Origin of the sequence: Peredibacter sp. HCB2-198, assembly GCF_045999315.1 — a bacterium.
In the GTDB taxonomy this organism is placed as follows: Bacteria; Bdellovibrionota; Bacteriovoracia; order Bacteriovoracales; family Bacteriovoracaceae; genus Peredibacter.
The window spans coordinates 40,948-65,865 of the sequence record NZ_CP174607.1 but is presented as its reverse complement, the minus strand read 5'-3'; the positions used below and the strand labels follow the sequence as shown (position 1 = coordinate 65,865).

Genomic DNA, 24,918 nt, shown 5'->3' with positions numbered 1-24,918 from the left:
TTTAGGGGGAAACGTGCGCTCACTTTTCATCATTTTTATACTTTTTGTTCTTACCAGTTGTGCTCAGAAGCCTGAAGAAAAAACGGCCGAGGCCATTGATGTGGCCCTTTCCCATTTGTCTTCTGGTGAATGCGAAGAGGCCCTTAAGGTTCTTCTTGAGGCAAGTGACTCAACGAACCCAATCTATATTCAGGTTCTGGCATCTGCTTATGCTTGTCTGGCAAATTACGATGAAGTGGATTTCATCGCCAATGAGTTAAGTGGTCTATCAACTGGTACTCCAGCGGATATCATGAAATCAATCGCAAGCATGAGTCTCTCTACTGAGATCACTGCAGATTCAGATGAGTATGTCGCCATAAGAAATGGAATCAACACCATTTTAGGAACAACTACAACAGTCACACACGATGCACGCGTGACTAAATTTGGTTCACGTAAAGCAGGTGACATGAGTGTTCAGGCCCTCATGCTCAACGTGGTTAACCTTGGAAAGTTTTTAAATTTCTATGGGAACGTTGATGCAACGGGAGTTAAAGGGGCAGGAACAAATACTAATTCATGCTTCATCAATTATACCGATGCACGTGCACAAACAGTGGTCGCAAGTGCCGTCACCGGGGCCTGTACTACCAATAATGACGGACACCCGGATTTATCTTTTGCCGTCGCAGATTTACCGAATACAAAACGTAGACTGTGTGAAGGTCTAATGTTGGTCACAAACATTCTCGATATTTTAGATAATTTGGATTTAAGTGGAAGTAGTGAGCTGGCAAAACTAGAGGACATTTCTACGCAAGTGAGTACTTTCAAGACCGCGGCCGTTGCTGCCGGACTTGGAACATTAATCAATATGACGTCTCAATCTGAATGTGAGACGGCCATGGATACCGCTTCTAACTTAGACGACATGGAATATCTTTATTCCCTGGTGTTTGAAACGGGCCTTCAATGAAGTGGTGGCTTTTCTCTCTCACTTTATTTGCTTCGACTGCTTTCGCATTCGATACACCTTATACGATGCGATCGCCTCGTGGACTTTTAATGGGAGATGCATTCACTGCCGTTAATGATGATGAATTCACACTTTTCTATAATCCAGCGGCACTTGCTCGTCATAAAAGAGACTTCACTCTTAATCCCGTGAACCCACAATTCCACGGAACAAATATCTTAAATGATATGGATCGTTTCAAAGATTTTCCGGACGAACCGGTTGGTGCTTCCAAAGTTCTAATGGATTATCCGGCCCATGCTTCTGCTGGTATTGCGCCTGGATTTAAGCTTTTCAATGTGGGCGTCACATTTCTGGCCAATGAAAGTTATGATGTTCTTTTAAGAAACCGTTCTCATCCGATGCTAGATCTCGATCTTCGTTCAGATCGAGGAGTGATGATGGGAATTGGAATTCCGATTGGCCTAGGACGATTAAGCCGCAAAAATTCTCAAGGTTCTCAAACCTCATTGGGAGTTAGTGCAAAATACCTGGAGCGAACGGGCGTAAGAGACACTCTTGCCTTAGCGGGCCCGGTAGTACTTGATTCTTTAGGTCAGGATGAGCTTGAGAAAGTTTTAAAGACCTTGGGAAGAGTGAAGGGTGTCGGTTTTGGTTTTGATGCGGGCCTAGAGCATGTGGTTCGCCGAGGAAATTCCCAATTTGTCGCCAGCCTTGTGGCCTTGGACATTACGGGAACTAATTTTAAAGAACAGAGTCACCCTGATAACCTACAGGTAGCGGACATTCGTGATCAATTTAATATTGGCCTTGCTGCCGGTCAGGACTTTAAATTGTTTCACTATATCCTTTCCGCGGACGTCAGAGCTCTTAATGAGGAGATGGACTTTGGGAAGCGCCTCCGATTCGGTGCTGAGGTCGGAGTTCCGGGACTCTCGGTAATGGCGGGGATGAATAGCGGCTATTACAGCTATGGAGCCTCGCTCGATCTGGCCTTTATGAAAGTAACTGCCGGTTTTTATGACATGGAACTTGGATCTAAGTACAAACAGATTAAATCTCGCAGATTCGTTCTATATCTCTCATTATTCGACTTTTCATTCGATGCTTAATTTTTTATCCTAAATTCAAGCACACACCCCCACGGATTGGAGGACTACTTTGAATAAAACGTTCATTCTGGACACTAACGTCCTGTTACTTGATCCCCTAGCTATTAACAAATTCGGCCCTAACAACAAAGTATTCATCCCACTCACAGTCATTGAAGAACTAGATCGTTTCAAAAAAGATCAGAACGAAAACGGTCGTAACGCCCGTTATTTTTCTCGTTTGATTGATGGCTTCAGAACTGAGGGCTCTTTGTTTAAAGGGGTCACTCTTGAGCATGGTGGTACACTTCAAATTTCTGTTTCTAAGGAATATAAAGGTAATGCCGGATCTGGTTTAAAGCTGGATTTGAATGACAACATCATTCTGGCCTCGGCCCTTAATCTTAAAGAAGCGGGCGAGAACGTTACCCTCATTACGAAAGACATTAACCTTCGTATTAAATCGGATGCCGTTAATATTCACGCAGAGGACTATGAAACAACTGACGTAACAGTTGATGAACTTTACTCTGGTCAGAGACAAGTTCCGTTCGATATCGAGAAGATTGAAGAATTCGAAAAAGAAAGATTCTTAAAGCTCGAGCCAGGTGATATCCCAAGCATTTATCCGAATGAATACCTCATTCTGGTAGATAAAAATAATCCTTTCAAGAAGGTCCTTGGACGTTTCCACGCTAAGAAAGGTGGAATTGTTCCTCTGATTAAGCCAAAAGAGGGCGTTTGGGGCATTCACCCGAAGAACATCGAACAGCAGTTCGCGCTTGATGCTCTTTTAAATAACGAGATCAACCTTGTGTCTCTGGTTGGTAAGGCCGGTACAGGTAAGACCCTTCTTGCCATCGCTGCAGGTCTTGAATGTGCGATCACAAAGCAGAACTATTCACGTGTTCTTGTTTCGCGTCCGATCGTTCCCATGGGCCGTGACCTTGGTTTCCTTCCAGGTGACATCAATGAAAAACTTGGTCCTTGGATGCAGCCAATTTTCGATAACATTGATTTCCTTTTCGGTAATCAGCGTGCTCGCAATGAAATGACGACTTGGGATGAGTTGATCAACCAAGGCCTTCTTCACGTTGAGCCCCTGACTTATATCCGTGGTCGCTCTCTTCCACAGCAGTACATGATCGTGGACGAGTCTCAAAACTTAACTCCGCATGAGATTAAAACGATTATCACTCGTGCTGGTGAAGGAACGAAGATCGTTCTGACAGGTGACTCTGAACAGATTGATAACCCATACCTTGATTCACTTAACAACGGTCTGGTTTACACAATTGATAAATTGAAAGGTGAAGAAATTGTTGCTCACGTGAAACTTTCTGTGGGTGAACGTTCGCCGCTTTCGGAAATTGCTTCTAAGTTATTATGATAAAGAAGAGCTATCAGCGTAGGCATTTACGGGCCCCTTTTAAGGAGAGTGTGCTCTACGCTGATGGCTCTTATGTGCTAAAAGCGCACGCCCTGAATATCTCAGAGGGAGGGATTCTTTTAGATGAACTTCCAAGCTTTCCTGAGACCGATGAAGTGCCTTTGATGCTTTCTCTGCCTCAGCTTCCGGCACTCAAAAACTTCTCAATTTTAAAGATGCAGACGTTTTCTAAGGAGCTTTTTACCCGTCATGTGATCCGCGCCAAGGCCCGGATGGTAAGGCGTGAGGAGCTTTCGAAGAATCTTGATAATATTTTTCGCTCTCGTTTTGGTTTGGAGTTCATCCGCATCTCTCCGAATGAGCAGAAGTATATTGAAGACTATGTTTCGACTTTTTCTTCGAACCTTATTTATCTTCAGACGATGATTGATTCATTTAACACGGACGAAGAAACGAAAATAAGGGCACGAACTCTGGCGAAGATTCTTGGGTATCATGATATTGAAAAGATCGCTCAACTTCGCGCTCAAGTCACTCACGATTATAAAAGCCTTCAGTGGTTATAGATCCACTTTCAATGGAAGACATGTTTCTGAAATAGGAAGAGGCGCGAACTTCGCCGGCATAAACTTCGTCAGACGACATTCTTTAATTTTGTATTTCTTAGGAGTAAGCTCAATCAGCTTTTCTTCCTTCGCTCCGTCCGTACCGTAATTACAGTCAATAATGGCCCTTACTGGAATTTCCTTGGTCGTTTGGTCTTGGACCTCAACTTGATAGCGTTCGCTGTAATAAGACCAAAATCCTACGAACTGAGGGGAGTTGTAGTGCTTTGATGTGAGCACTTTCGGAATCATTTTTACGTTTTCAATATTAATGTCCAGATTGTCGCGAAGATACTGAACACCCTTTTCGTTTCCATAAACACAAAGGGCCTCTTTTCCAAGGACCTCTAGAAGGCTTTCCAGATCATTATTTTGTAATGCCGTGAATCCTTCATTCAATATGTATGCAGGATTCTTTTTGAATCCAAAACCATAAGGATCACATGCTACGAAAGTCGTTAAAAGCAGCATTAAACCAATGATTTTCATACCCTTTAGTCTCCGGACTAAATATTTTTTTTGGGAATTATCCTCTTTTTTTCAATCGGGGTGTTGGGTTTTGAAATTTTTTCTTTCGGTCATTTCAGAACAGTCTAAAATTTAGACACTCTTAAATGTCCCAGAGGAGCAACTTTCTATATTATCCGCGCAACTTTTTAAGAACCTTAAAAAAGAATGCTCATGCAAGTGCCTGTTGAATTAAAGATAAAGTACTTGAGCCGTCGAATTCAAGACATTGAAAAATTAAAAGTTTCTCTCGATCAGGGGGACTATTCACTTGCCGTTAAGCTTGGTCACCAAGTGAAGGGTAATGCTGTAACTTTCGATGTTCCTCAGATCGCTTTCATTGGTTTAGAAATCGAAAAGGCCGCTAAAAAACAAGATAAAGAAAGAGTTAAAATTCTGGTCGAGAAGATGGAAACTGCCATTACTTCTGCCCAGTCATCAATCCACGCTTAGTCATTATTGCCCCAATCAAAATGCCCCAAAATTGTCCTGTCTTGCCTCGTGTTTACACTTGTGAATCCAAATTTCAATCAGTTTAGAACGATCCTGGGCCGGCATGACCCTTGCTCTTTAGCTAGGAAATTATTCCCGGAGAGTTCATGCGAGTGATGTTGAAAAAAGAAAAGCGTAACCCACTTACTAAAGGGCAGAATCGCCTTTTACAAGAGTCTCTTAAGAAACTCTTAGGGAACGGCCTTCTGGAAGACCATAATCCAAAAACCACAAATGAAGAAAAATCCCTCAGACTTAGAGTCATTCTCGACTCTGGAGCATTCAATAATTAATGTCCCATGGGCCTGCCAAAATTAAACAATCCTAATTCGAAGACAAAAGTTAAGCCTGCCACCGAAGAGGTCATGCTGATCCTTTTGTCTTCTGTCACAGACCAATTGCAGCTCAAGCTCCTGGCGCACAAGCTTTCAAAATTAAGAGAGGAACAACCTCCTAAGGCATATATTCTCACTCCCGGAGATAAGGACCATCATGGATCGTTTAAAGACCGGGTATGATGCCATTGCCTCGAAAGAGCAGATGTTGGCCATCGTTTCCCACGATATAAAAAATCCTTTGAGTGCCATTCAACTAGAGACCCAGTTATTAATCAGGGCCGCGGAACGGAGCGGGAAATCTGTCTTAAGTGAAGAGGTCAAAATTCAGGCCGGTAGAATTTTAAAGACGACTGATCGTTTGAAAACTCTTATCAGTGACCTCTTGGAGAAAAATAAGTCGGAGAGTGGCCTCACCTATCTTCAGAAGAGCGAGGTCGACCTGAAAAAACTTTTTCAGGACGTGGTAGATGCTCTGAGACCTTTATCTCGGGACAAAGGTCAGATCTTAAAAGTTACAGTTCCTGAGCATGAGTGTGTTCTGTTCCTGGATCGGAACAAAATGTTTCAGGTCCTTTCTAATTTAATTAATAACGCCATTAAATTTACTCCCAAGGCCGGAGTTATCCATCTGAACCTGGAAAGCCGTGCGGATGATTTTGTTTTTTATGTCAGTGATTCCGGCCCGGGCATGAATGAGAGTGATCTGCCTCACGTCTTTGAAAAGTATTGGTGCTCAAAATCTCAGAACAGTCTCGGCACCGGTCTGGGTCTGTTTATTTGTAAAACAATCATTGAGGCCCATAAGGGTCAGATCACGGCCCAGAATCTGCCTCAGAGTGGGGCGCTTTTTACCTTTAATCTTCCGAAGTGTTCTCAGCGTAAGATCATTTATGTCGTGGATGACGATGATGATTTAAGAGATGTCATTTGCTGGGCCTTGGAGAAAGAAGGATATACGATTTATCCATTTCAGAGCCCGTTAGAGGCCCTGGAAAGTCTTGTGAGTTGCAAGCATCGACCTCATTTGTTCTTGGTTGATTTTCATATGGATGAGATGAAGGGAAATGAGTTTGTTCAAAGAAAGAATGAACTGGGACTTAAAGAGTGCCCTTCCGTTATGATTTCGGCGACGCCAAAGGACATTGAGAACAAAGAGTTGTATCGAGAAATTATCACCAAGCCCATTGATTTAACGGGCCTGGTGGAAAATATCAAACTGACTATCGGTTAGTGTGACTTATTGGACGCAATCATACTTCTTAGCATCCAGGCGTTCTTTTCATGGACCTGCATGCGATCTACCAGGAGATCGGCCGTAACATCGTCCTCACATTCATCTGTAAGTGAGATGATTTCTCTGGCCGTCGTCACCACAGCTTCGTTTCCAACCACCAAGTTATGAATCATTTCCTCGGCGGTAGGGATGCTCGATTCTTCTTTGATCGAGGTCACTCGAGCGAAATTTGAGAATGACCCCGGAGCAAATTCTCCCAGGGCCCTGATTCTTTCTGCAATCTCATCGACCGCGGCCGCCAGCTCCTGATACTGCTCTTCGAATAGCGTGTGCAGAGAGCGAAACATCTTTCCGGTAACGTTCCAGTGATAGTTCTGGGTCTTTAAATACAGAAGGTAAGAGTCCGCCAGAAGTTTGTTGAGACCCCGACAAACAAGTTTGCGGTCTTTTTCGCTGATACCAATGTTGATCGTTGGTTCTGAAAACTCCGCTTCAATTTTGTTCGCCATAAAATCCTCCTATTTTAGGTTGTCCTCTGTCCCGGCGTAATCAATGATCACAATGGCCTTAGAGGCCTTCGTGTATGAGACAGAGCCATCTGGTAGGCGAGAGGCCGTTGTTCCGGTGGTTTCAAATGCCTGTTTGACTTCGGATTCATCACTACGAAACATTTTACTCAAAAGATCAGGACGCTTGGCCATATTGTAAGCGTCGATATCGTTTACTTCTTTGAGATCTACTTCAAGATAATCACGGATCTCTTGAGCACGCTCACTTGCAAGAATCACCTGACTCTTTGGAATGTTGTTTTTTTTGTTAGAAGGATATTCGGTATCGGCCCAAGCAAGAATTCGGATGTCATCAATGGGTTTATTGGTTTGGTGACTTTTGGCGATGAAGTTCTTGAGACTTTCCTTACTGGCGGCCGTTAGATCTGATTTCCCTTTAGTAAATTCCAGAGTGGTATAACGAGTCCCGGCGACAGTGGCCGGATTGGCCGGTTCGTCATCCGGGTTCTTTTTCTTTGCATCGTGTGCGCAGCTTGCAACAAAAATAAGTGAAATTAAAAACCAAAATCTCATCTATTCCTCCATTGGACATAGTGAGAAATGAGCAAGTTTGAAGCCACTCTTTTTCACATCAGTTTCAGAGAGTTGGCCTTGAAGATTGCTTTAGCTCGGGGACATTTTCCCCTGATGCAGTGATTGATTTAACAGAGCATTTCATTTCAAACCCAGATAATAATTCGAAGGCCATCTGGCACCACATCTGCTTCTGAGAATGTATATGGAGGTCCTCAATGGTGAATGAGAATGTTGAGCCATTTCGTAACCCTTCTCGAGATAATAAAACCATCAAGTCAGGATATAAGTCTTATGAAGATGAGGAAGATAAAAAAAATGCTGAATCAGAACGGCGTTCTCGTCGAGATTCAGAAATTCATTCTGGAAAGCTCGTTCACAAAGAGAATGATCTCAATCGTAGTGGAGTGGGTGGTTCCAAGGGCCGTGAATCTGGTGGTTCCAAAGAAAGAGAAAACTAAGACGATACCGGCAAAGAAAATACCGATTCAAACTTGAGTGCTCATCAGGAAGATGCGAGAAAACAGTAGGTTTTATGAGGGGACCAGAAGGTCCCCTTATTTTTTAGAGAAGTCTTAGAGTATCTTGAGATAATTTTTCGATTTTGGCCTTTACAGTTGGCTGTACACGAGAAGAGATTTCTTTGAGAATAAGCTGACCTTTTGTGAAAAAGTCTTTTCCATAGGCATCGCCTTGGAACTCTTCAAGCAGACTATTAACTTCGATTTCGAGCTGAGAATTGGCGAGTGATTTTAAATAGAGCTTGTACGACTCTTCAGCGCGCTTCAATTCCTTCAGTTCCTTGAATTCCACCATGTTTACTACGTTCAACTTTGTCATATCCCCTCATTTAATTGGATCGTAGGTCGTCATGGCCAGGATCCGTACCCAGTGAAATTCAAACCTGAGGCCAATTTACATGCTCAGATTTTGCGTTCGTTTTTATGGGCCTGTTATATGGAGTCTCTTGATTTTCGACAAGGAGTTGAGAATTTTATCTTGAGCTTTTGTAAAGATTACTGATAGCGCGGGGCTAGAAACTGAATAATTTACCGGCGTTATGCGCAAATTACATGGTGACAATTGGCGTCTAAACATAAAAAAGGGGGGCTTTTGGCCCCCCTAATAGTCACCGAACTTTTTGGTCGGTTATTGCTTCAAATTAAGCGTTCTTTTTGAACCATGCTTTTGAACCAGCAGTATCTGGCTTCATAGTATCAGCGCCTTTTTTCCAGTTAGCAGGGCAAACTTCGCCTGACTTAGCTGTGTACTGATAAGCTTCAACAAGACGTAGAGTTTCTTCAACGTTACGGCCTACTGAAAGGTTGTTGATTGTAGAGTGCTGGATAACGTTGTTGTCGTCGATGATGAATAGACCACGAAGAGCAACGCCGTCGTTAACAAGAACTTCGTAATCACGAGCTACTTTCTTATCAAGGTCAGCGATGATTGGGTACTTAACTTCGCCAAGACCACCGTCATTGCGTGGTTGTTTTGTCCAAGCAAGGTGAGAGAAGAAAGAGTCTACTGAACAAGCGATAAGTTCGCAGTTCATGGCCTTGAATTTATCAGCAGCTTCAGAGTAGGCCACAAGCTCAGTTGGACATACGAATGTGAAATCTAGAGGGTAGAAAAATAGAACTTTCCACTTACCTTTGTAGTCATCTAGAGAGATTGTTTTGCTAGCACCGTTAACAAGTGCTTCAGCTTTAAAATACGGAGCTGGATTTCCAACTAAACGTGACATGTGAGACTCCTTAAAAGAAAGGGTTAAACCAATTTCAGGATTGAAACGTGGACCCCAGAAATTTAGACCCAAGTGCTAAATAATTCAAGACTAGATGTTTCCTTTCCCCTTGAAAATTGGAGTTCTGTGCCCATCTTTTAACTAACCGCAGTTATGGTTAAATTTAAGCTCAAGAAATCTAAGTATTTTCCGATAAGGTTGAACAAAGCTCTCAACCATTTCGGGGAAAAGGAAAAAGCATGACAGCTACAACTATGGGTTATATCCCTAATCCAATCGTTATCGAACAAACAGCTCGTGGAGAACGCCAATACGATATTTATTCACGTCTACTTCTCGACCGAATTATTTTTCTAGGAACAGAAGTGAATGATACTGTGGCCAACTTACTAGTAGCTCAGATGCTTTTTTTAGAGCAGTCTGACCCTGAAGCTCCAATTCACTTTTACATCAATTCTCCGGGCGGTTCTGTGTATGCTGGTCTTGGTATCTACGATACTATGCAACACGTAACTTGTCCGGTTTACACTTATTGCGTGGGCTTAGCGGCCTCGATGGGTTCACTTCTTCTTCAAGCAGGGGAAGCTGGACACAGATACTCAATGCCTCACTCGAGAATTATGATCCACCAACCGCTGGGTGGTGCCCGAGGACAAGCGACAGATATTGAAATTCAAGCAAAAGAAATCCTCGACCTAAAGAAACAATTGAACAATATTTACGTAAAGCACACTGGACGTAAGTACGAAGAGGTTGAGAAGGCCTGTGACCGTGACAATTATTTAAGTCCGGAGAGGGCGAAAGAGTTCGGTTTGATTGATAATATTATTATTCCTAAAGGCAAGTTGAAAAAAGCTTAATCACTTAGCGAAAAGGCAAATATGACGAAAGAAAAAGCAGGCGGATCTTACGGAAGTTTAAATTGTAACTTCTGTGGAAAATCCCAAAAAGAAGTGAAAAAGCTAATCGCAGGTCCAGGTGTCTACATCTGTGACGAGTGTATTGAGCTCTGTAATGACATTATTTACGAAGATTCAGTAAAGACAGTTGCGAAAACTGCTACTGACAATGTTCCGAAGCCACATGAAATCAAGCTCCACCTTGATCAATATGTAATCGGGCAAGATCGTGCCAAGAAAATTATCTCAGTGGCGGTACACAACCACTACAAGAGAATTTCTTATAAGGCCGCTTCTCGTGATGAAGAAGTGGAACTTGCAAAATCAAACATCCTTCTTGCTGGTCCAACAGGTTCTGGTAAGACGCTTATCGCTCAGTCTCTGGCGAAGTTTCTGAACGTTCCATTTGCGATCGCAGATGCAACGACTCTGACTGAAGCTGGTTACGTAGGTGAGGACGTGGAGAACGTTATTCTTTCACTTCTTCAAAACTGTGACTTCGATGTTGAACGTGCTCAGCGTGGTATCGTTTACGTGGATGAGATTGATAAGATTGCACGTAAGTCTGAAAACCCATCTATCACTCGTGACGTATCGGGTGAGGGTGTGCAACAAGCACTTCTAAAACTCGTTGAAGGTTCAGTGGCAAACGTTCCTCCGAAGGGCGGACGTAAGCATCCTCAACAAGAGTATATCCAAGTTGATACTCGTAACATTCTTTTCATCTGTGCCGGTGCTTTCGTAGGTCTGGATAAGATCATCGAAAAGCGTATGACGAAGTCTAAGTCTGTGGGTCTTACTTCGAACAACACAAACGAGAAGAAAGAGAAATCTCACCTTGAAAACCTTGGTGCCATCGAGCCTGAAGATTTAGTGAGATTTGGTCTGATCCCAGAGTTCATCGGACGTCTACCAGTGACGGCGATGCTGGAAGAGTTAGATGAGGCAGCGCTGATGTCGATTCTTACTGAACCAAAGAACGCGATTGTTAAGCAGTATCAAAAACTCTTCGAGTTTGACGGAATTGATCTGGAATTCACAGAAGATGCGGTCAAAGAAATCGCCCAAACTGCTCTACACAGAAAAACCGGGGCCCGTGGTCTTCGCTCAATTATTGAGCAGGTGATGTTAGATGTGATGTATGACCTTCCAGGTAACGAGAAAATCGCCAAGTGTATTATCACTAAAGAGGCGATTACAGGTACAGGGAAACCAATACTTGAAGAAGGTGACCGCAAAAAACGCGTAGAAGCGAAGGCCGGTGCCAAAGCGGCAAAGAAGATTGAGAACGCATCGTAAATTCTCGAAACTTCTTACAAGTTGCTAAACAACAAATAACTAGAAGTAATCATTAAAGTCAGTCGGCCCGGGAATCTTTTACCGGGCCTTTTTTTTTCTTCTGTTCGTTCACAAAATCATGGGATACTTATTTTTATGATACCTCATGCATGAGGTACATCAAATGAAGACAGTAAGGCGCAGGAGGTGCTATGTCCGATAAGAAGTCTGAAGCTGTTAATAACTTTCCTCTCCTTCCACTACGTGATGTGATCATTTTCCCTCACATGGTAGTGCCACTTTTCGTTGGCCGAGAGAAATCAATTTCGGCGCTAGAGAAAGCAGCTAAGAACGGCAATGAGCTCTTCCTTGTTACACAGAAAGATGCCTCAGTTTTAAATCCAGAAAGAGAAGACGTTTACGATATCGGTACGGTGGTAAGTATCATTCAGATGCTTCGTCTACCGGACAATACAGTAAAAGTTTTAATCGAAGGTAAGTACCGCGCGAAGATTAAAAACTTCCGTTGCGAAAACGATGGTTACTACTCTGAAGTGGAGAAGTGTGCTGACGTTATCGAATCAGACGTTGAAGTTGAAGCTTCAATGAGATCGGTAAAGAACATCTTCGAACAATACGTGAAGCTTAATAAGAGAATTCCTCCTGAACTTCTTATGAGCATCTCTTCGATCACAGATCCTTCTCGTTTAGCGGACATTATTGTTGCTCACTTAACGATGAAGATCCCTGAGAAGCAAGATATTCTGAATGCTGTTAACGTTGATACACGTCTACAACTTCTTCTTGAGAAGATGCAGGGTGAAATCGAAATCATCAACGTTGAGAAACGCATCCGTTCTCGTGTGAAAACACAGATGGAAAAATCTCAAAAAGAGTACTACCTGAACGAGCAGATGAATGCCATTCAGAAAGAACTTGGTAACAAGGACGAGAAGTCTGACGTTGCAGAGATGGAAGAAAAACTTCGCGCGAAGAAAATGCCTGAAGACGCTCGCGAGAAGGCGAATAAAGAACTTCGTAAGCTTAAGTCTATGTCACCAATGTCTGCAGAAGCAGCGGTGGTACGTAACTATATCGACTGGATGATCTCTCTTCCTTGGGACGAGTACACACATGATGACAACTCTGTAGCAAAAGCTCGTGAAATTCTCGATGCTGATCACTACGGACTAAATGATGTGAAAGAGCGTATTGTTGAATACCTTGCTGTACGCGCTCTTGTTAAGGACGACACTCGCGGGACACTTCTGTGTCTAGCAGGTCCTCCAGGTGTTGGTAAAACATCAATCGCGAAATCACTTGCTGAATCGCTAGGTCGTAAGTTCGTACGTATCTCTCTAGGTGGCGTACGTGATGAAGCTGAGATCCGCGGTCACCGTCGTACATACGTAGGTGCAATGCCAGGTAAGATCATCCACGCTCTTAAAAAAGCGGGGACATCGAACCCTGTGATCCTACTGGATGAGATCGACAAAATGTCTTCTGACTTCCGTGGCGACCCAGGTGCAGCAATGCTTGAAGTATTGGATCCAGGTCAGAACAAGACTTTCGGTGACCACTACATCGAGTGTGAATATGACCTTTCAAAAGTTATGTTCATCATGACTGCTAACGATCTTGGTGCTATCCCTGGTCCACTTCGTGACCGTATGGAAATCATCCATATCGCGGGTTACACACCTGATGAAAAAATGCAGATCGCGAAGAAGTACCTTCTTCCGAAAGCAGTTGAGTCTCACGGATTGAAAAACTATCCTGTGACTCTTACTGATAAGATCTTCTCTACAGTTGTTCGCGGCTATACAAAAGAGGCCGGTGTGCGTGAGCTTGAGCGTTTGATGAACACAATCGCTCGTAAGATCGCCACAGAAGTAGTAACTGAAGACATCAAAGAAGGTCGTAAGTTTAAAGTAGATGAGAAGAACCTTGAGAAATACCTAGGTCCAATCAAGTTTGACCGCTCTGGAATCGAAGAACAGCCTCAGGTTGGTCTTGTGAACGGTCTGGCCTGGACATCAGTAGGTGGCGAGCTTCTTAACATTGAAGTTGTGACTGTTCCAGGTAACGGTAAGATCCAGGTGACTGGTAAGCTTGGTGAAGTAATGCAAGAGTCGGCGAAAGCAGCTCTTTCATATGTTCGCTCAATCTCTAACCGTCTTGGTGTAGATCACGAGTGGTATTCTAAGAACGATATCCATATCCACGTTCCAGATGGTGCAACTCCAAAAGATGGCCCTTCTGCAGGTGTGACAATGGCAACAGCTCTTACGTCAGCAATTGCAAACATCCCTGTTCGTCAGGACGTTGCAATGACTGGTGAGATCTCTCTACGCGGTCGCGTACTTCCGATTGGTGGTCTTAAGGAGAAGATCCTTGCCGCTAAACAAGCAGGTATCACGACAGTAATCATTCCTAAAAAGAATGAGAAAGATCTGGTGAAAATTCCAGATGAGATCAAAGAGGGCATCGAAGTTCGCCCAGTTTCAGAGGCCGAAGAAGTTCTTCGTGTGGCCCTGAACCTAACGAAGCCAGAAGAATTCATGAAAGCGCGTGCGCTTAAGGTTCTTGATGGTGAAGCGAACCTAGAAGTTGCGAACTAATTTCTAAGAAATCTTTAGATGAAGAGGCCCGGGCATTGTCCTGGGCCTTTTTGTTTTTGAGTGCTTGCGAACTATAAGACTCCATTTAAAATAATATAAAATAGGAGTCAAAATGAAATACTTAGTTCTGTTAGTACTTGGTGCCTGTGCTTCTTATCATCCTCAATTCAACGTGCAAAAAGGGATGCCTTATAAAAGTTTTGCAGAGGAATTTGGTGGTCATGGAGAGTGTGTCAATATAAGCACGCATAAGTTCTGTAAGTGGGAATTCAAAACGAGCATTTATCATTTTCAAAATGATGCATTCGAATCTCGGGTAGAATTTCCTACGGATTCACAAGGCTATCAGGTGAATTCTCAATGTCGTAGCTCGGAAGAAAAATTTAAAAAAGTATTTGTGGAGTCAGGAAATAGAAATCTCTCGATGAAAAGTCTAGATTGGAAAATGACTTATCCTCAAATCGAAAAGGTCCTGAAGTTGGCCGGACTCGAGCTCGCAGATAAAAGTACAACTAAGCAGGGACTGAAGCTTAACTTTGGATTAGAGGAAACTGTAAAAAATAATGCGCGAAGATTCTTAAATATCTCCGGAGAGAACAATGGAGAGGAAGTTTGGTCCTCGTCAGTATCAAGTATTGGCGAAAGTCATGATTTTGATCGGATTTTACCAATTCTTCTCGTTGCTTCTTACGATTGTATTGAACAACCGACAAATAGGACTATTTCAAAGGTCATTAACGAGAAGGATTTGAGCGTAGTTGCAATGAAACACTTGTTAGAAAAACAATAGAAAGTGCTGACCTGGAAGGTTCCTACCAGTCGGCCCGGTAGAAATACCGGGCCTTTTCTTTTTAAATCGTAGAGTTGGCCTTCATCACTTTCGCCAGCGAAAGTGAAATGTAATCTTTACACCGGCTCCCCAGCAAACTCCCGAAATCATATATGATTCTCCAGATTTCATTTACATGGAGAAAAAAATGAAAACCACAGCTTTTGCGGTTAAGGCCTCTTTGATTGCTTCGATGATTCTCTCAGGACAAGCTTTCGCTCAAAGTCTTCCTGATGAGATTAACCATCCACAGTACTTGAAGGTCTATCAGAATCTTGATCAGGTTCTGTCGCAAAAGATCACTGAATACGAAAAGCTTGCTGCTCAAAAAGCAGAGATTGAAAAGACCATCGCGCAGATGGAGAAAGATCAGGTTGCTCTGCCTGCTCGTAACCAAGAGCTTCGTAATCTGATTACTCAAAAGCAGATTGAGCTTGAGCGTGTGAGTGCTGACATCACGGGCCTTGAAGGTGTGCTTGGAAAGATCTCTGAAGATCTTCGTCAAATGGACGCCATGATTGCGACTCTTCAACGTGACCTAGGTGAGGAGGGTGCTCGTAATCAAACCATTCTTACTCGTAGAAATCAAATCGCGGCCGATGTGGCCCGAATCAACGCTCGTCTTCAAAATGAAATTCGTGAAGAAAATCAATCTGTCGCTGTTCTTAATCGCCTGACAAATGAAATGAATGGGGCCATTCAAAAGCGACAGGAACTTGATCGTGAGCGTGCCCAATTAGTTAAAGATGCTGAACGCTTTAAGAACGAAGTCGTGCAGGTAAGAAATTCTGTTAACCAGAACAACTCAACCCTTGCCATTAAGCGCACACAACTCGCTGATGCTGAATCAAGACTCCCAGGTATTAGAACGGAGCTTGCAGGAGAACAGGCGAAACTTAATCAGATTGATGTGGCCCTTAATCCTAAGAAGGCCCAGTTAAATGCCCTTAAGGCCGAACTTGGACGTCTTTCTCCTGAGATTGCTAAACTTCAAGCGGAGAACAATGCTCTTAATCAGAAGATCGCCCAGAACCAAGCGCGTATTAATGGCTCCGACATTGCTACTAAGGTGGCCCGTCGTGATGCTCTTGTGGCCGAAACATCTGCTGTTACCTCTAAAATCCAGTCTAATAACGCCGAGAAAGCGGCCCTAGAGACCCAGGTTGCTCCGACTATGAAGCAAATTGAGGCCTTGAATAAACGCCTTTTAGAGGCCCAGCGGGCCGGTAACCAAGGTGAGGTCGCTCGTCTTCGCGGTGAGATTGAGCGCACATACGCTTCTGTTCAAGGTCAGAGAAATGAGATCAACCGTTTGGCAAAGGAGACAGAGCAGTTAAATGCTTCAATCGCTCCCAAGCAAACTGAAATCAATTCTCTAAACTCTCAGATCACAAGTCTTCAAAATACAAACAACGCTCTTCAAGCAGAAATCAATGCGGCCCGTGCCACTATCGCCAATAATGATCGTGTAATCGCTGAGCGCTCGGGGGCCAACACTGGTCTATCTCAACAGATTGCTGTTCTAGAAGCAGAAGTGAACGCACTCGAGGCCCAAAAAGCTCCTACCGCCCAGAAGGTGGTTCAGTTGACTCAGCAAGAAGTTGCTCTATCAGCATTAGTGAACACTTTAAAAGGCGAGATCCAGCGTCTAGATGCCGAAACAAAAAAACTTAATCAACGAGTCGCTGAAATGGAAAAAGCGATCAATGAACTTCCACAAAATCTCCGTCGTAATGACCAAGAGGCCCGCCAAATGGATCAGGTCGTTGTGCAAAAACGATCTGAGATTGATCGAGAACAGCGTCTGTTGGCCCGAATCCGTCAGGATCGTCTGACGATAGAAAGAGAACTAGGAAGTGCTCAAGCGGCCCTGGATGTTGTCAGTCAGGATCTTGGACAGTCTGATCGTCTGATTGCTCAACTTCGTAACCAATTAAATGAAGAAGCACGCAACCGTGACGCTCTTCTTCGTTACAATCAAGACTCACTTCGTAAGCTTGAGGCCCTTCGCAATCAAAAACGAAATGCCGAACAAGACGTTGCTGGAGCAACAGAAGAAATTAAAATCAATGATCAGGACATTGCAACGATTGCCTCTGAACTACCGAAGCTTCGTAATGATCTAAAAGTCGTGTCTCCAAAAGTTGTGGCGGCCGAAACGGCACGTAATTCTGCTCAGAAAAACGCTGATGAAGCGAACACTCAGTATCAAAACCGTCTGGCCCTTTATCAGAACTACCTTGCTCAGTCTCAAAAGTTGGGTGAGGAGAAAGCAAAGATCGGTACACCAGATGGTTCTAAAGCAGGAAGTGTTGAGGCAAAAATCAAGGCCAATAAACTCGCTACTGAGAACGCTTCGGTGGAAGCAAAGTGGGAAGCTCTTCGCCGCGGTTATGTTCGTGGTGAGATCGCTGGTTTTGCCACTGGATTTGATATTGGTTTGGCCTCAACTCCGGATGCTCAGAAAGGAGACGCCGATGGTAAAGTGGCCGGTGCCCGTCGTGCCAAGGATCATGCCAATCTCGTTCTCAAACCGGAATTTTATCTGGAAGAACTTGATCGTCGCCTAAGAGAAGATGCAACAACTCAGAAAGTCCTGGTTGCGGCCGTCATTGAACAAAATATTTCTCAGATTCAATCCATGGCGATTGCACTTGAAGAATCAATCCCGAATCTTTCGCCAGCTGAAATCAATGAAGCTGCCAAGATTGTTTCTTCTCTAGATGCTCTCATCGAACAGTCTAATCTAGAGATTAAAGAAGTTCTGGCCCTTCGTAAAAAATTGGCAGTTGCTCAAAACGTTTATGCTACTCCTGGTGCCGGTGAAAACGCCCAGAAGGTGGATTGTTCTGCTGTTTATAAAAATGTGAAAGACTTTGTAGAGGCCTGTAAGGGATCTTATGTTCTTCGTTATGCATCTCTTTACAATGCTGCTCATCTAGAAGCTTTTAATAAAGACTATGCTCCAACATTCAATTCTCAGCTTGATAAGGTGTTCGACTCTGAGCTTGCTCGTTTGTATCCGGTTTACCTAAAAGAGGCGACTCAAGTAGGGAAGGACGTAGGTGTGGCCAGTGGTAAGAAAGAAGTTTATCAGCAGTCTTTCGCTCGTGCCGAAAATGCTCAGTATAATGCAAATCTTCCAGCAGAAACGGCCCGCGTAGAGGATGAAGCAATTAATCTGGTTCAGGATCATTTGAACAAAAACGCGGCACTTGCTCTTAAAGAGAAAGCGAAACTCACAACCGAGGCCCTTTACGGCATTTCTCCAAGTGCGGAGATGACTCTTAAGATGTTGGTGAAGAACATTGGTTCTGAAGCATCTAACGGTAACAGCTTAGTTCGAATCACTGAAATGAGTTCAAACGTATCGACGGTAAGAAGAGAGGCCCCACTTACAAGTGTTGCTCCTCACTCTCATTCAGAGCTTTCTGTGATGAATCTTTATGTGAATGATAGTGCGGTTCCTGGCTCGAAGATCGTTGTGGCCGGAGAAATCACTCACCCAGGTAACCATTTCCGCGCCAATCGCGTTGAACAGTTCCGTGTTGAAACAGAAGTGAAGATTAATCCTTCTATTGATGCATCAGTTGATTTTGATACGACTCCGAACATCTCTGTTATCTTTGTGACGAAGAAACATGATGTCGATGTAACAATTAGGCCCAAGTTCGCTGGAGTTGATCAGGGCTACGAAGCGACTCTTGAAGAGATTGATACTAAGCACGTTGAGTTCGTGAGCAAACCTTCAGTCACAGAGGTGCTAAATCGAGGCGCAGCGAAGAAATTAACGTTTACCTATAAGCTGAATAAGGCCGCAAAAGGAAAGACGATTAAATTGAAATTAGCAGTGAAAAACGGGGGCAGAGTAGTGCACACCCAAGAGCTGCAAATTAAGCCAGAATAATAATTTTGGAGGCCTTAAGAAAAATAACATCTTAAGGCCTTTTTCTATTTGACAAAAATAATCCAAGTTCTTAATATAGGGTCTCCAAAACGGACATGTGGGCGTTTAGCTCAGCTGGGAGAGCGCTACCCTTACAAGGTAGATGTCGGGGGTTCGATCCCCTCAACGCCCACCATATTTCCGACCCCTAGATATTTTCGATCTCTTAACATCTTTAAATTCTTAGAACGCCAAATTTAATTCATTAAAGTTATCTTTATAAGTTAAGGTAAAATTAATGCTAAATGTGCGGAATGACGTGATTTTTGCATTCTGTCAGAGTCTTTTTTGTTAGATAATTTTATTATATCTGCTGTAGAACTAGGATTAGGAAAATCTTAGGCCTATCTTTAGATTAATCACGTAAGTAATAGATTGGATGGAAATGAAAAAGACAATTGTGATCATTGAAGACGAAAAAGAGATTGTTGAGTCGTTACGCTACTTGCTCGAGAAACATCAGTTCACAGTGAATGCGTATTTATCTGCTGAGGAATTTTTTTCGGCCAAAACACGTCCAGACCACTGCGTGTATCTCGTTGACTGGAATTTGCCAGGAATTAAGGGGATCGACATTATTCGTACGATCCGTCTTAAAGACAAGATCTCTCCAATCTTTATGATGTCTGCGTATAACAAATCAGATCAAATCATTGAAGGCCTGCAGAGTGGTGCGGATGACTACATCACAAAGCCGTTCAATTATGAGGAGCTTCTGGTGAGAGTAGGAAACGCTCATGCCAAAGTAAGCTCACTTCAAGATAATCTCATGAACGTGGGACTTAAATTAATCCCTGAAGCTCATTCTGTGATTAAAGATGGTGTGACTGTGAATCTTACTTCACGTGAGTTTATAATCTTCAATCACCTTTATAAGCACCAGACAAACGCCAGCACTCGTGAAGAGCTGATTAATCAGTTCGATAAAGAGATGGATATGACTGCCAGAAATATTGATGTGCACATTTTCTCACTCCGTAAGAAAATGAACAAAATCAATATCGGTATCGAAACAGTCTGGGGTACTGGTTACAAAATCGTTCTCTAAAAAAGCATTCTCAGTTCTAATTCAAAACGACTTACATTTGGCACGTTCTTACCGGTCACAGTTTTAACTAAGTTAACGTTGATCTGGGCCGGTAGAACAAATTTCTTCTTCAAGAATGGTTGAATCGAAGAAAGCGTCGACGTCAGCTGCACCTGATGTTCTTGTTTATCTGAATTATAAGAAAGAAATTCATTCGCATTTGTATATTTCGAATCATATTCTGACGGCATCTGATACATAAAGCGATACATTGGCGTAAATGAGACCCAGTCATTGATGAAGATTGTCGAGCTCAGCATCCAGTTAATGCGGTCACCATATTTAACATCAAAGCTTCCCTTATTCGGTGAAAGCGTGAAGTCACGTGAATCAGGAATGCGAAGCTTTTTTGTCGTAGGAGCTTGGTAGGTATAACGAAGAGTTGTCCCAAAGCTCAACTTATCATTCACCACGTATCCTGTGGCCATTTCTCCAAAAAAATCAAATTGTCCGTCACCAAAACCCACGTCTTGAAGAATATCTGGATCATCTTGGTATCCAGTTGGAAGAACCACTCCTGGATAAAGCATAAGTCCCCAAACACCCTGATCAATGACTTTTGCCATGATACCAGTTTCCATATCGTCATAGCCCTTACCGTACCAGTCACCGATTGGTTTATAGCCATAGTGATTGGTAATGGCAGATTGAATAACGCCCTCATTAACATCAGGAAGGTTATTCATATTATCTGCAAGAGTGTCGTCTGCTAGACCGCCATTTCCACCGTGAAGAATTTCGCCCGTTTGAGAGTAGGTATTTTTCTTTGTTCTTTTAATGTCTGTTCTTACTTTGGCATCGTAGTAGGCGATTTGAGCATAGAACATAACATTATTAGTAATACCGTAACCAAAGCCCAGTCCTTGAACATTGAATTGAGCTTCAGCATCTACCTTATATTCACCAACAAGAAAGTTGTTGTAGGCATCAGAGTTAATGTCCTGGCCCGGAATAATGATATTGTTCGCCAGCTCATTTAGTGTGCTGGCATCAATACGAAATTGAGCACCAAGCGGAGTTCCTGAACGGAACTGGTTATAGTTCTCTTTTACTTTAGAAGTCGTAACGTTTCGGTAACCCAGAATTCTCACTCCTTTAGGAAGTGTTTTCCAGGCCTGCCCGTAAGCAGTAAGAGAAAGACTAAAGGCCATCATTGTAATGAGCTTCTTCATCGAGTTCCCCGAATTCCGTTGATAGATGAAGTGATTTTAATTGATGACTCGATGCGTGTGAACTTTTGACATAGTGCTGTGTAATTTTGACAGGGCACCCTCAAAACTTTTTACGGTTTGCTATAATTCCTAAAAATCTTGTCTTTTCAGAAGGTTAGATCATGAATAAGCGTTGTTTACTACTGGGCCTCCTTCTTTTGGCCGTAGGTTGCGGGAAAAAGAGCACAATTAAGACCCGTACAGCGGTTGAGACACTGGGGGACGGTTCCCATGTGACTTTACCGATTGTGGTACCTCTTTCTGAGAAGTCTATTTCATCATTTCGTTCAAGCGTTTCTGATATTAATCCTCTTTTTCGTGGATTCGTAAGTGCCATTATGAACTTAGGTGCCTCAATGGGGGCCGGTAAAACTCGTCTGACTTTGATTCAACCTATTCCTGAAATTCCGGCCGAATATTTGACCTCCATTAAAGTGAAGAGAATTTTCTTTTTTATTGAGGCCGAAAAGAAGAAAGAAAATTTTGAATTTCTTCGTCGGGTGGCGGTGAAAATTAGCTCGACCCATTTAGATCGTCAGACTGAGTCTTGGGAGCCGGTGATTGAGACGGACGACTTAAATGAAAAAGAACTTTCAACATTCAGATCGTTCTTTAAAAAAGAGCGTGATCAACACGCGGCCGAGTGGGAGAAGAACTCGGAAGGTCTTTTACTTTTAAAATATAATCAGGAAGAAAAGAAGGCCTCTCTTCAGAACGATAATGTGGGGAAGATCTTCATTATTCAAACTGAAAAACCAAATATGACGAGAAAGTACTTGGAAGAGAACCATTATAAGTATCTCAAAAGAGTTCATACTCTAAGTAAGTCGATTTTGGTTGAAGTTAAAAAAGATCCGATTATGGAAGAGATGTTTAAAACAAGACTTTCATTAGATTCTAATCAGGTTGAGGCCCTAGGAATTGGTGAGATCAATCCTTGTCGTGATGAGGTCTGTCTCGATCTTAAAGTTCCTGATGTAAATCTGGTCCCGATGTTGATGAAAAACAATGCCATTAAAGTGGATGCTTATATTGATCCAAAGAACGCTCCTAAAGACTTTCAGCTGAAGGGCTTTTTGGAATTTGAGATTAAGATTAAGGCAAAGATCTAGTTGAAGTTTACTTCAATGTCGATTCCGAACTTCTTACCTTCTTCTTGAAGCATGGCCTTTACGACTGCTCCAGGATAGACCACTCCCACCACACTTACCTTGGTGCTCATCATGTCAAGTTTGCAACCATTGGTGCACATAAAATCTGCTGAGTAGGCCTCGAAGTTTTTAATCGGGGTCTTATTATTGAATTCGGAATAGAAGCTAAAGAAATCGACGATCTTCTCTCGAAGTTTTTGCAAGAGTTGCTCTTGGGTCTCTTTTTGGAGATTATAAGTATAGAGCGACGTATTTCTCGACTTACCATTGAAGGCGAGCTTGATAACTCCGTTGGAGCGAATCTTCATTGTGTTTTGAAAGCATACTGGGCAATACATATTAAGATTATTATAAAGGATTTTTATGAATAATGAATACCGAGACATCATTTCCTTTGATGGAACCATCTTAAAATGTCTCATTCGTGAAACTGGCAGCTCAAAATGGTTGATCGTTACTCACGGTCTTGGGGAGCATTCAGGCCGTCACGAGTTCATTCTTAAGCTATTTTCCCAGAACTTTAACATCGCCATCTATGATCTTCGTGGTCACGGTAAGAGTGGTGGGAAGCGTGCTTACGTGGATGATTTCCAGTTCTTCTTAAAAGATCTTCATTCAGTTGTCGGGTACCTTAAGAAAGAATTTAGCATGACTAACTATACTTTGTTTGGGCATTCGATGGGTGGACTTATCACGGCCTCTTACCTTCAGAACATGGCCGATCCACATTTTTATCCCGACACGGTGTTTTTGAGTTCTCCGGCGGTGGCGGCACCAGGGCTTATGGGACCATTGTTCTCAAATTCGCCAAAGTTTATGTTGGATAGTCTTTCAAAGTTTCCAACTGTTCCTCTTCAAGGTCTTCTTGATCTGAAGAAGCTTTCTCATGATAGCCGTGTGTATGAGAGTTATATCAAGGATGAACTTTGTTTATTGAAGATACATACGAAGCTTTTCTTTGAACTTTTAAAGTGTGCTCGGGACACGTTCTCTCGACCATTACGTGCTGAATGCCCACTGTATGTGTCAATCGGAACAGGTGACGTGCTGGTGAATCCTAAGGCGATCACGAACTACTTCAAGAAAGTAGAAAAGAACGCCCAGGTAAAAGTAGTCGATGATGGCTATCACGAACTTCATAACGAAGTTGAGAAGTACAAGAAGCCTTACTTGAATTTCCTACGCCAGAGTCTTACTGGTTTATCGTTTGAATGATTCGAGTTTTTTAATTCGCTCAAGTGCCGGTGGGTGAGAGTGATAGAATCCTGAATAGATTTTATCCGTCACCACTGGGCTGGCGTTTTCACGATAGAGTTTTAAGAGTCCTGAAATCAAGTCTTCCGCTTTTGTCTCGCCGGCCGCATATTCATCCGCCTCAAATTCACGTTTACGAGAAATCCATGAGCCGATCGGCCCAAACCAGAACGTATAGACCGGAATGACTTCAATGAATAAAAGGAAAAGCACGGCCGGTGAAACGATTCTTACGAAATGGCCGGTGTAAAACCAATTGGCGTTGGACAGGGTCCCCATAAGCCAAAAACCAATGAACGATAAAACCAATGAAGCAATCAGTGATTTTGGAATGTGTTTCAATTTCATGTGGCCGAGTTCGTGAGCGAGAATTGCCAGAATCTCGTGATTACTTAGGTCTTTTAAAAGAGTATCAAAGAAAACCACACGCTTATTTTTCCCAAAGCCCGTGAAGTAAGCATTTCCATGAGAACTTCTTTTTGAAGCGTCCATGACAAAAACCTCTTTAGCGTTAAAGCCCGCACGAGTCACAAGATTTTCAATCCCGTGTTTCAATTCATCACCCTCAAGAGGTTTAAATTTATTAAAGAGTGGAGCAATGACTGTTGGGTATAACCACACTAATGTGAACTGGAAAAGCGTAAGAGCAATGAAGCTTGCCAGCCACCAGTATTGGCCAACGCTCATGAACAGATAGACAATTCCGTAAAGAACAGGAACTCCGATGAGTGCGCCAAGAACCAGCCCTTTAATACGATCGGTGATAAAGAGTTTTGGTGTTGAACGATTAAATCCAAAACGTTCTTCCAGAACAAAAGTCGAATAGACAGACCATGGGAGATTTAAAAGTCCCTGAATCAGCATAAAGAAAACGAGAAACATGACTTCTTTGTGAAGGCCAGAAAATGGCAGGGCACGATAGAGATTTTCAGCTCCTCTGAAAGGAAACCAATAAAAGAGCAGGACGCAATCATAGACGAGACGCATTTGACCTAAGCGCAGCTTTGCTGTGGCGTAACTAATGGCCTTTTGGTGATCGGCCAGATTTAGGAATGAGCGAAATTCACTGGGCACTTCGCCACGATTTTTCTCTAGAGTGGTCACTTGCCTGCGAGACAGGTATATTTCAAACAGATGATTGACGATTACACAGGTCAAGAACAGAACTTGTGTATAATAACTATAAAGGTTTTCCATA

24 protein-coding genes and 1 tRNA gene are annotated in these 24,918 nt (G+C 42.9%); 17 read left to right on the top strand and 8 right to left on the bottom strand.

The annotated features are described in order from the left end of the window. The first annotated feature begins 13 nt into the window (after positions 1 to 13). From ACJVC5_RS00380 to ACJVC5_RS00365, 4 genes are read left to right on the top strand one after another with little or no spacing between them, the layout of a single operon-like run. Complete coding sequence (locus ACJVC5_RS00380) at positions 14 to 958, top strand: hypothetical protein (protein WP_408097397.1); 945 nt, start codon at positions 14 to 16, stop codon at positions 956 to 958. Then, positions 955 to 2,070 (top strand): hypothetical protein, encoded by a 1,116-nt coding sequence (locus ACJVC5_RS00375; RefSeq protein WP_408097396.1) that lies wholly within the window; start codon positions 955 to 957, stop codon positions 2,068 to 2,070. Before ACJVC5_RS00380 ends, ACJVC5_RS00375 begins: the two co-directional genes overlap by 4 nt. Positions 2,071 to 2,119: 49 nt before the next feature. Then, entirely contained in the window at positions 2,120 to 3,439 is a 1,320-nt protein-coding gene (locus ACJVC5_RS00370) for a PhoH family protein (RefSeq protein ID WP_408097395.1), read from the top strand. Then, positions 3,436 to 4,005, top strand: a complete 570-nt coding sequence (locus tag ACJVC5_RS00365; protein WP_408097394.1) for a PilZ domain-containing protein — start codon at positions 3,436 to 3,438, stop codon at positions 4,003 to 4,005. The genes ACJVC5_RS00370 and ACJVC5_RS00365 overlap by 4 nt, the downstream gene beginning before the upstream one ends. Here ACJVC5_RS00365 and ACJVC5_RS00360 read toward each other — a convergent pair. Next, positions 4,000 to 4,533: a hypothetical protein gene (locus ACJVC5_RS00360; protein WP_408097393.1), complete on the bottom strand. Its 534-nt coding sequence runs from the start codon at positions 4,531 to 4,533 to the stop codon at positions 4,000 to 4,002. The genes ACJVC5_RS00365 and ACJVC5_RS00360 overlap by 6 nt on opposite strands. 192 nt (positions 4,534 to 4,725) lie before the next feature. Here ACJVC5_RS00360 and ACJVC5_RS00355 point away from each other — a divergent pair, with 192 nt between their 5' ends. The 3 genes from ACJVC5_RS00355 to ACJVC5_RS00345 all read left to right on the top strand — a co-directional run bounded on the left by ACJVC5_RS00355 (position 4,726) and on the right by ACJVC5_RS00345 (position 6,612). Beyond that, entirely contained in the window at positions 4,726 to 5,004 is a 279-nt protein-coding gene (locus tag ACJVC5_RS00355) for an Hpt domain-containing protein (RefSeq protein WP_408097392.1), read from the top strand. Positions 5,005 to 5,150: 146 nt separating this feature from the next. Further along, complete coding sequence (locus ACJVC5_RS00350; RefSeq protein WP_408097391.1) at positions 5,151 to 5,336, top strand: hypothetical protein; 186 nt, start codon at positions 5,151 to 5,153, stop codon at positions 5,334 to 5,336. 199 nt (positions 5,337 to 5,535) lie between these two features. Continuing rightward, on the top strand, positions 5,536 to 6,612 hold the full coding sequence (locus tag ACJVC5_RS00345; protein ID WP_408097390.1) for a hybrid sensor histidine kinase/response regulator: 1,077 nt from the start codon (positions 5,536 to 5,538) through the stop codon (positions 6,610 to 6,612). Here the strand turns inward: ACJVC5_RS00345 and ACJVC5_RS00340 are convergent. Continuing rightward, positions 6,609 to 7,124: a Dps family protein gene (locus tag ACJVC5_RS00340; protein ID WP_408097389.1), complete on the bottom strand. Its 516-nt coding sequence runs from the start codon at positions 7,122 to 7,124 to the stop codon at positions 6,609 to 6,611. The genes ACJVC5_RS00345 and ACJVC5_RS00340 overlap by 4 nt on opposite strands. A 9-nt stretch (positions 7,125 to 7,133) precedes the next feature. Further along, positions 7,134 to 7,697, bottom strand: coding sequence for a hypothetical protein (locus ACJVC5_RS00335; RefSeq protein ID WP_408097388.1), 564 nt, complete (start codon positions 7,695 to 7,697; stop codon positions 7,134 to 7,136). 218 nt (positions 7,698 to 7,915) lie between these two features. On the opposite strand from ACJVC5_RS00335, the gene ACJVC5_RS00330 reads away from it, so the two are divergent. Next, positions 7,916 to 8,158, top strand: coding sequence for a hypothetical protein (locus ACJVC5_RS00330; protein WP_408097387.1), 243 nt, complete (start codon positions 7,916 to 7,918; stop codon positions 8,156 to 8,158). A gap of 103 nt (positions 8,159 to 8,261) precedes the next feature. Here the strand turns inward: ACJVC5_RS00330 and ACJVC5_RS00325 are convergent, their stop codons facing one another. Next, positions 8,262 to 8,537 (bottom strand): hypothetical protein, encoded by a 276-nt coding sequence (locus tag ACJVC5_RS00325; protein ID WP_408097386.1) that lies wholly within the window; start codon positions 8,535 to 8,537, stop codon positions 8,262 to 8,264. Between the two features lie 322 nt (positions 8,538 to 8,859). Continuing rightward, positions 8,860 to 9,444, bottom strand: a complete 585-nt coding sequence (locus ACJVC5_RS00320) for a peroxiredoxin (protein WP_408097385.1) — start codon at positions 9,442 to 9,444, stop codon at positions 8,860 to 8,862. 254 nt (positions 9,445 to 9,698) lie between these two features. Between ACJVC5_RS00320 and ACJVC5_RS00315 the strand changes: the two genes are divergently transcribed. The 7 genes from ACJVC5_RS00315 (at position 9,699) to ACJVC5_RS00285 (ending at position 20,065) form a co-directional block, all read left to right on the top strand. Continuing rightward, positions 9,699 to 10,304 carry an ATP-dependent Clp protease proteolytic subunit gene (locus ACJVC5_RS00315; protein ID WP_408099262.1) on the top strand — a complete coding sequence of 202 codons (606 nt, stop codon included), beginning with the start codon at positions 9,699 to 9,701 and terminating at the stop codon, positions 10,302 to 10,304. Between the two features lie 21 nt (positions 10,305 to 10,325). After that, positions 10,326 to 11,642 (top strand): ATP-dependent Clp protease ATP-binding subunit ClpX, encoded by a 1,317-nt coding sequence (gene clpX / locus ACJVC5_RS00310; RefSeq protein WP_408097384.1) that lies wholly within the window; start codon positions 10,326 to 10,328, stop codon positions 11,640 to 11,642. A gap of 191 nt (positions 11,643 to 11,833) precedes the next feature. After that, positions 11,834 to 14,242 (top strand): endopeptidase La, encoded by a 2,409-nt coding sequence (gene lon, locus ACJVC5_RS00305; protein ID WP_408097383.1) that lies wholly within the window; start codon positions 11,834 to 11,836, stop codon positions 14,240 to 14,242. A 112-nt stretch (positions 14,243 to 14,354) separates the two neighbouring features. Next, entirely contained in the window at positions 14,355 to 15,032 is a 678-nt protein-coding gene (locus tag ACJVC5_RS00300) for a hypothetical protein (RefSeq protein ID WP_408097382.1), read from the top strand. A 187-nt stretch (positions 15,033 to 15,219) separates the two neighbouring features. Continuing rightward, a complete protein-coding gene (locus tag ACJVC5_RS00295) occupies positions 15,220 to 18,978 on the top strand; it encodes a hypothetical protein (protein WP_408097381.1) in 3,759 nt (1,252 codons plus the stop codon). A 99-nt stretch (positions 18,979 to 19,077) separates the two neighbouring features. After that, positions 19,078 to 19,153 (top strand) — tRNA-Val (locus tag ACJVC5_RS00290). A gap of 249 nt (positions 19,154 to 19,402) precedes the next feature. Beyond that, complete coding sequence (locus tag ACJVC5_RS00285; protein WP_321393087.1) at positions 19,403 to 20,065, top strand: response regulator transcription factor; 663 nt, start codon at positions 19,403 to 19,405, stop codon at positions 20,063 to 20,065. Here the strand turns inward: ACJVC5_RS00285 and ACJVC5_RS00280 are convergent. Further along, positions 20,062 to 21,276: a hypothetical protein gene (locus tag ACJVC5_RS00280; protein ID WP_408097380.1), complete on the bottom strand. Its 1,215-nt coding sequence runs from the start codon at positions 21,274 to 21,276 to the stop codon at positions 20,062 to 20,064. The two genes, ACJVC5_RS00285 and ACJVC5_RS00280, sit on opposite strands and share 4 nt — an antisense overlap. 161 nt (positions 21,277 to 21,437) lie before the next feature. On the opposite strand from ACJVC5_RS00280, the gene ACJVC5_RS00275 reads away from it, so the two are divergent. Then, positions 21,438 to 22,427 carry a hypothetical protein gene (locus ACJVC5_RS00275; protein WP_408097379.1) on the top strand — a complete coding sequence of 330 codons (990 nt, stop codon included), beginning with the start codon at positions 21,438 to 21,440 and terminating at the stop codon, positions 22,425 to 22,427. Here ACJVC5_RS00275 and ACJVC5_RS00270 read toward each other — a convergent pair. Beyond that, positions 22,424 to 22,774 carry a hypothetical protein gene (locus ACJVC5_RS00270; RefSeq protein WP_408097378.1) on the bottom strand — a complete coding sequence of 117 codons (351 nt, stop codon included), beginning with the start codon at positions 22,772 to 22,774 and terminating at the stop codon, positions 22,424 to 22,426. The genes ACJVC5_RS00275 and ACJVC5_RS00270 overlap by 4 nt on opposite strands. Before the next feature lie 55 nt (positions 22,775 to 22,829). Here ACJVC5_RS00270 and ACJVC5_RS00265 point away from each other — a divergent pair, with 55 nt between their 5' ends. Then, entirely contained in the window at positions 22,830 to 23,681 is an 852-nt protein-coding gene (locus ACJVC5_RS00265) for an alpha/beta fold hydrolase (RefSeq protein ID WP_408097377.1), read from the top strand. Here ACJVC5_RS00265 and ACJVC5_RS00260 read toward each other — a convergent pair. Beyond that, a complete protein-coding gene (locus tag ACJVC5_RS00260) occupies positions 23,667 to 24,917 on the bottom strand; it encodes a M48 family metallopeptidase (protein WP_408097376.1) in 1,251 nt (416 codons plus the stop codon). The genes ACJVC5_RS00265 and ACJVC5_RS00260 overlap by 15 nt on opposite strands. Position 24,918 lies beyond the last annotated feature (1 nt).

Excerpts from the sequence above, each read along its gene's own strand:
- ACJVC5_RS00270 (WP_408097378.1), bottom strand. The coding sequence starts at position 22,774 with ATGAAGATTCGCTCCAACGGAGTTATCAAGCTCGCCTTCAATGGTAAG.
- ACJVC5_RS00360 (WP_408097393.1), bottom strand. The coding sequence starts at position 4,533 with ATGAAAATCATTGGTTTAATGCTGCTTTTAACGACTTTCGTAGCATGT.
- ACJVC5_RS00350 (WP_408097391.1), top strand. The coding sequence starts at position 5,151 with ATGCGAGTGATGTTGAAAAAAGAAAAGCGTAACCCACTTACTAAAGGG.
- ACJVC5_RS00285 (WP_321393087.1), top strand. The coding sequence starts at position 19,403 with ATGAAAAAGACAATTGTGATCATTGAAGACGAAAAAGAGATTGTTGAG.
- ACJVC5_RS00315 (WP_408099262.1), top strand. The coding sequence starts at position 9,699 with ATGGGTTATATCCCTAATCCAATCGTTATCGAACAAACAGCTCGTGGA.
- ACJVC5_RS00330 (WP_408097387.1), top strand. The coding sequence starts at position 7,916 with ATGGTGAATGAGAATGTTGAGCCATTTCGTAACCCTTCTCGAGATAAT.
- ACJVC5_RS00280 (WP_408097380.1), bottom strand. The coding sequence starts at position 21,276 with ATGAAGAAGCTCATTACAATGATGGCCTTTAGTCTTTCTCTTACTGCT.
- ACJVC5_RS00365 (WP_408097394.1), top strand. The coding sequence starts at position 3,436 with ATGATAAAGAAGAGCTATCAGCGTAGGCATTTACGGGCCCCTTTTAAG.
- ACJVC5_RS00275 (WP_408097379.1), top strand. The coding sequence starts at position 21,438 with ATGAATAAGCGTTGTTTACTACTGGGCCTCCTTCTTTTGGCCGTAGGT.
- clpX (WP_408097384.1), top strand. The coding sequence starts at position 10,326 with ATGACGAAAGAAAAAGCAGGCGGATCTTACGGAAGTTTAAATTGTAAC.
- ACJVC5_RS00260 (WP_408097376.1), bottom strand. The coding sequence starts at position 24,917 with ATGGAAAACCTTTATAGTTATTATACACAAGTTCTGTTCTTGACCTGT.
- ACJVC5_RS00335 (WP_408097388.1), bottom strand. The coding sequence starts at position 7,697 with ATGAGATTTTGGTTTTTAATTTCACTTATTTTTGTTGCAAGCTGCGCA.
- ACJVC5_RS00345 (WP_408097390.1), top strand. The coding sequence starts at position 5,536 with ATGGATCGTTTAAAGACCGGGTATGATGCCATTGCCTCGAAAGAGCAG.
- ACJVC5_RS00325 (WP_408097386.1), bottom strand. The coding sequence starts at position 8,537 with ATGACAAAGTTGAACGTAGTAAACATGGTGGAATTCAAGGAACTGAAG.
- ACJVC5_RS00295 (WP_408097381.1), top strand. The coding sequence starts at position 15,220 with ATGAAAACCACAGCTTTTGCGGTTAAGGCCTCTTTGATTGCTTCGATG.
- ACJVC5_RS00375 (WP_408097396.1), top strand. The coding sequence starts at position 955 with ATGAAGTGGTGGCTTTTCTCTCTCACTTTATTTGCTTCGACTGCTTTC.
- lon (WP_408097383.1), top strand. The coding sequence starts at position 11,834 with ATGTCCGATAAGAAGTCTGAAGCTGTTAATAACTTTCCTCTCCTTCCA.
- ACJVC5_RS00340 (WP_408097389.1), bottom strand. The coding sequence starts at position 7,124 with ATGGCGAACAAAATTGAAGCGGAGTTTTCAGAACCAACGATCAACATT.
- ACJVC5_RS00355 (WP_408097392.1), top strand. The coding sequence starts at position 4,726 with ATGCAAGTGCCTGTTGAATTAAAGATAAAGTACTTGAGCCGTCGAATT.
- ACJVC5_RS00265 (WP_408097377.1), top strand. The coding sequence starts at position 22,830 with ATGAATAATGAATACCGAGACATCATTTCCTTTGATGGAACCATCTTA.
- ACJVC5_RS00320 (WP_408097385.1), bottom strand. The coding sequence starts at position 9,444 with ATGTCACGTTTAGTTGGAAATCCAGCTCCGTATTTTAAAGCTGAAGCA.
- ACJVC5_RS00300 (WP_408097382.1), top strand. The coding sequence starts at position 14,355 with ATGAAATACTTAGTTCTGTTAGTACTTGGTGCCTGTGCTTCTTATCAT.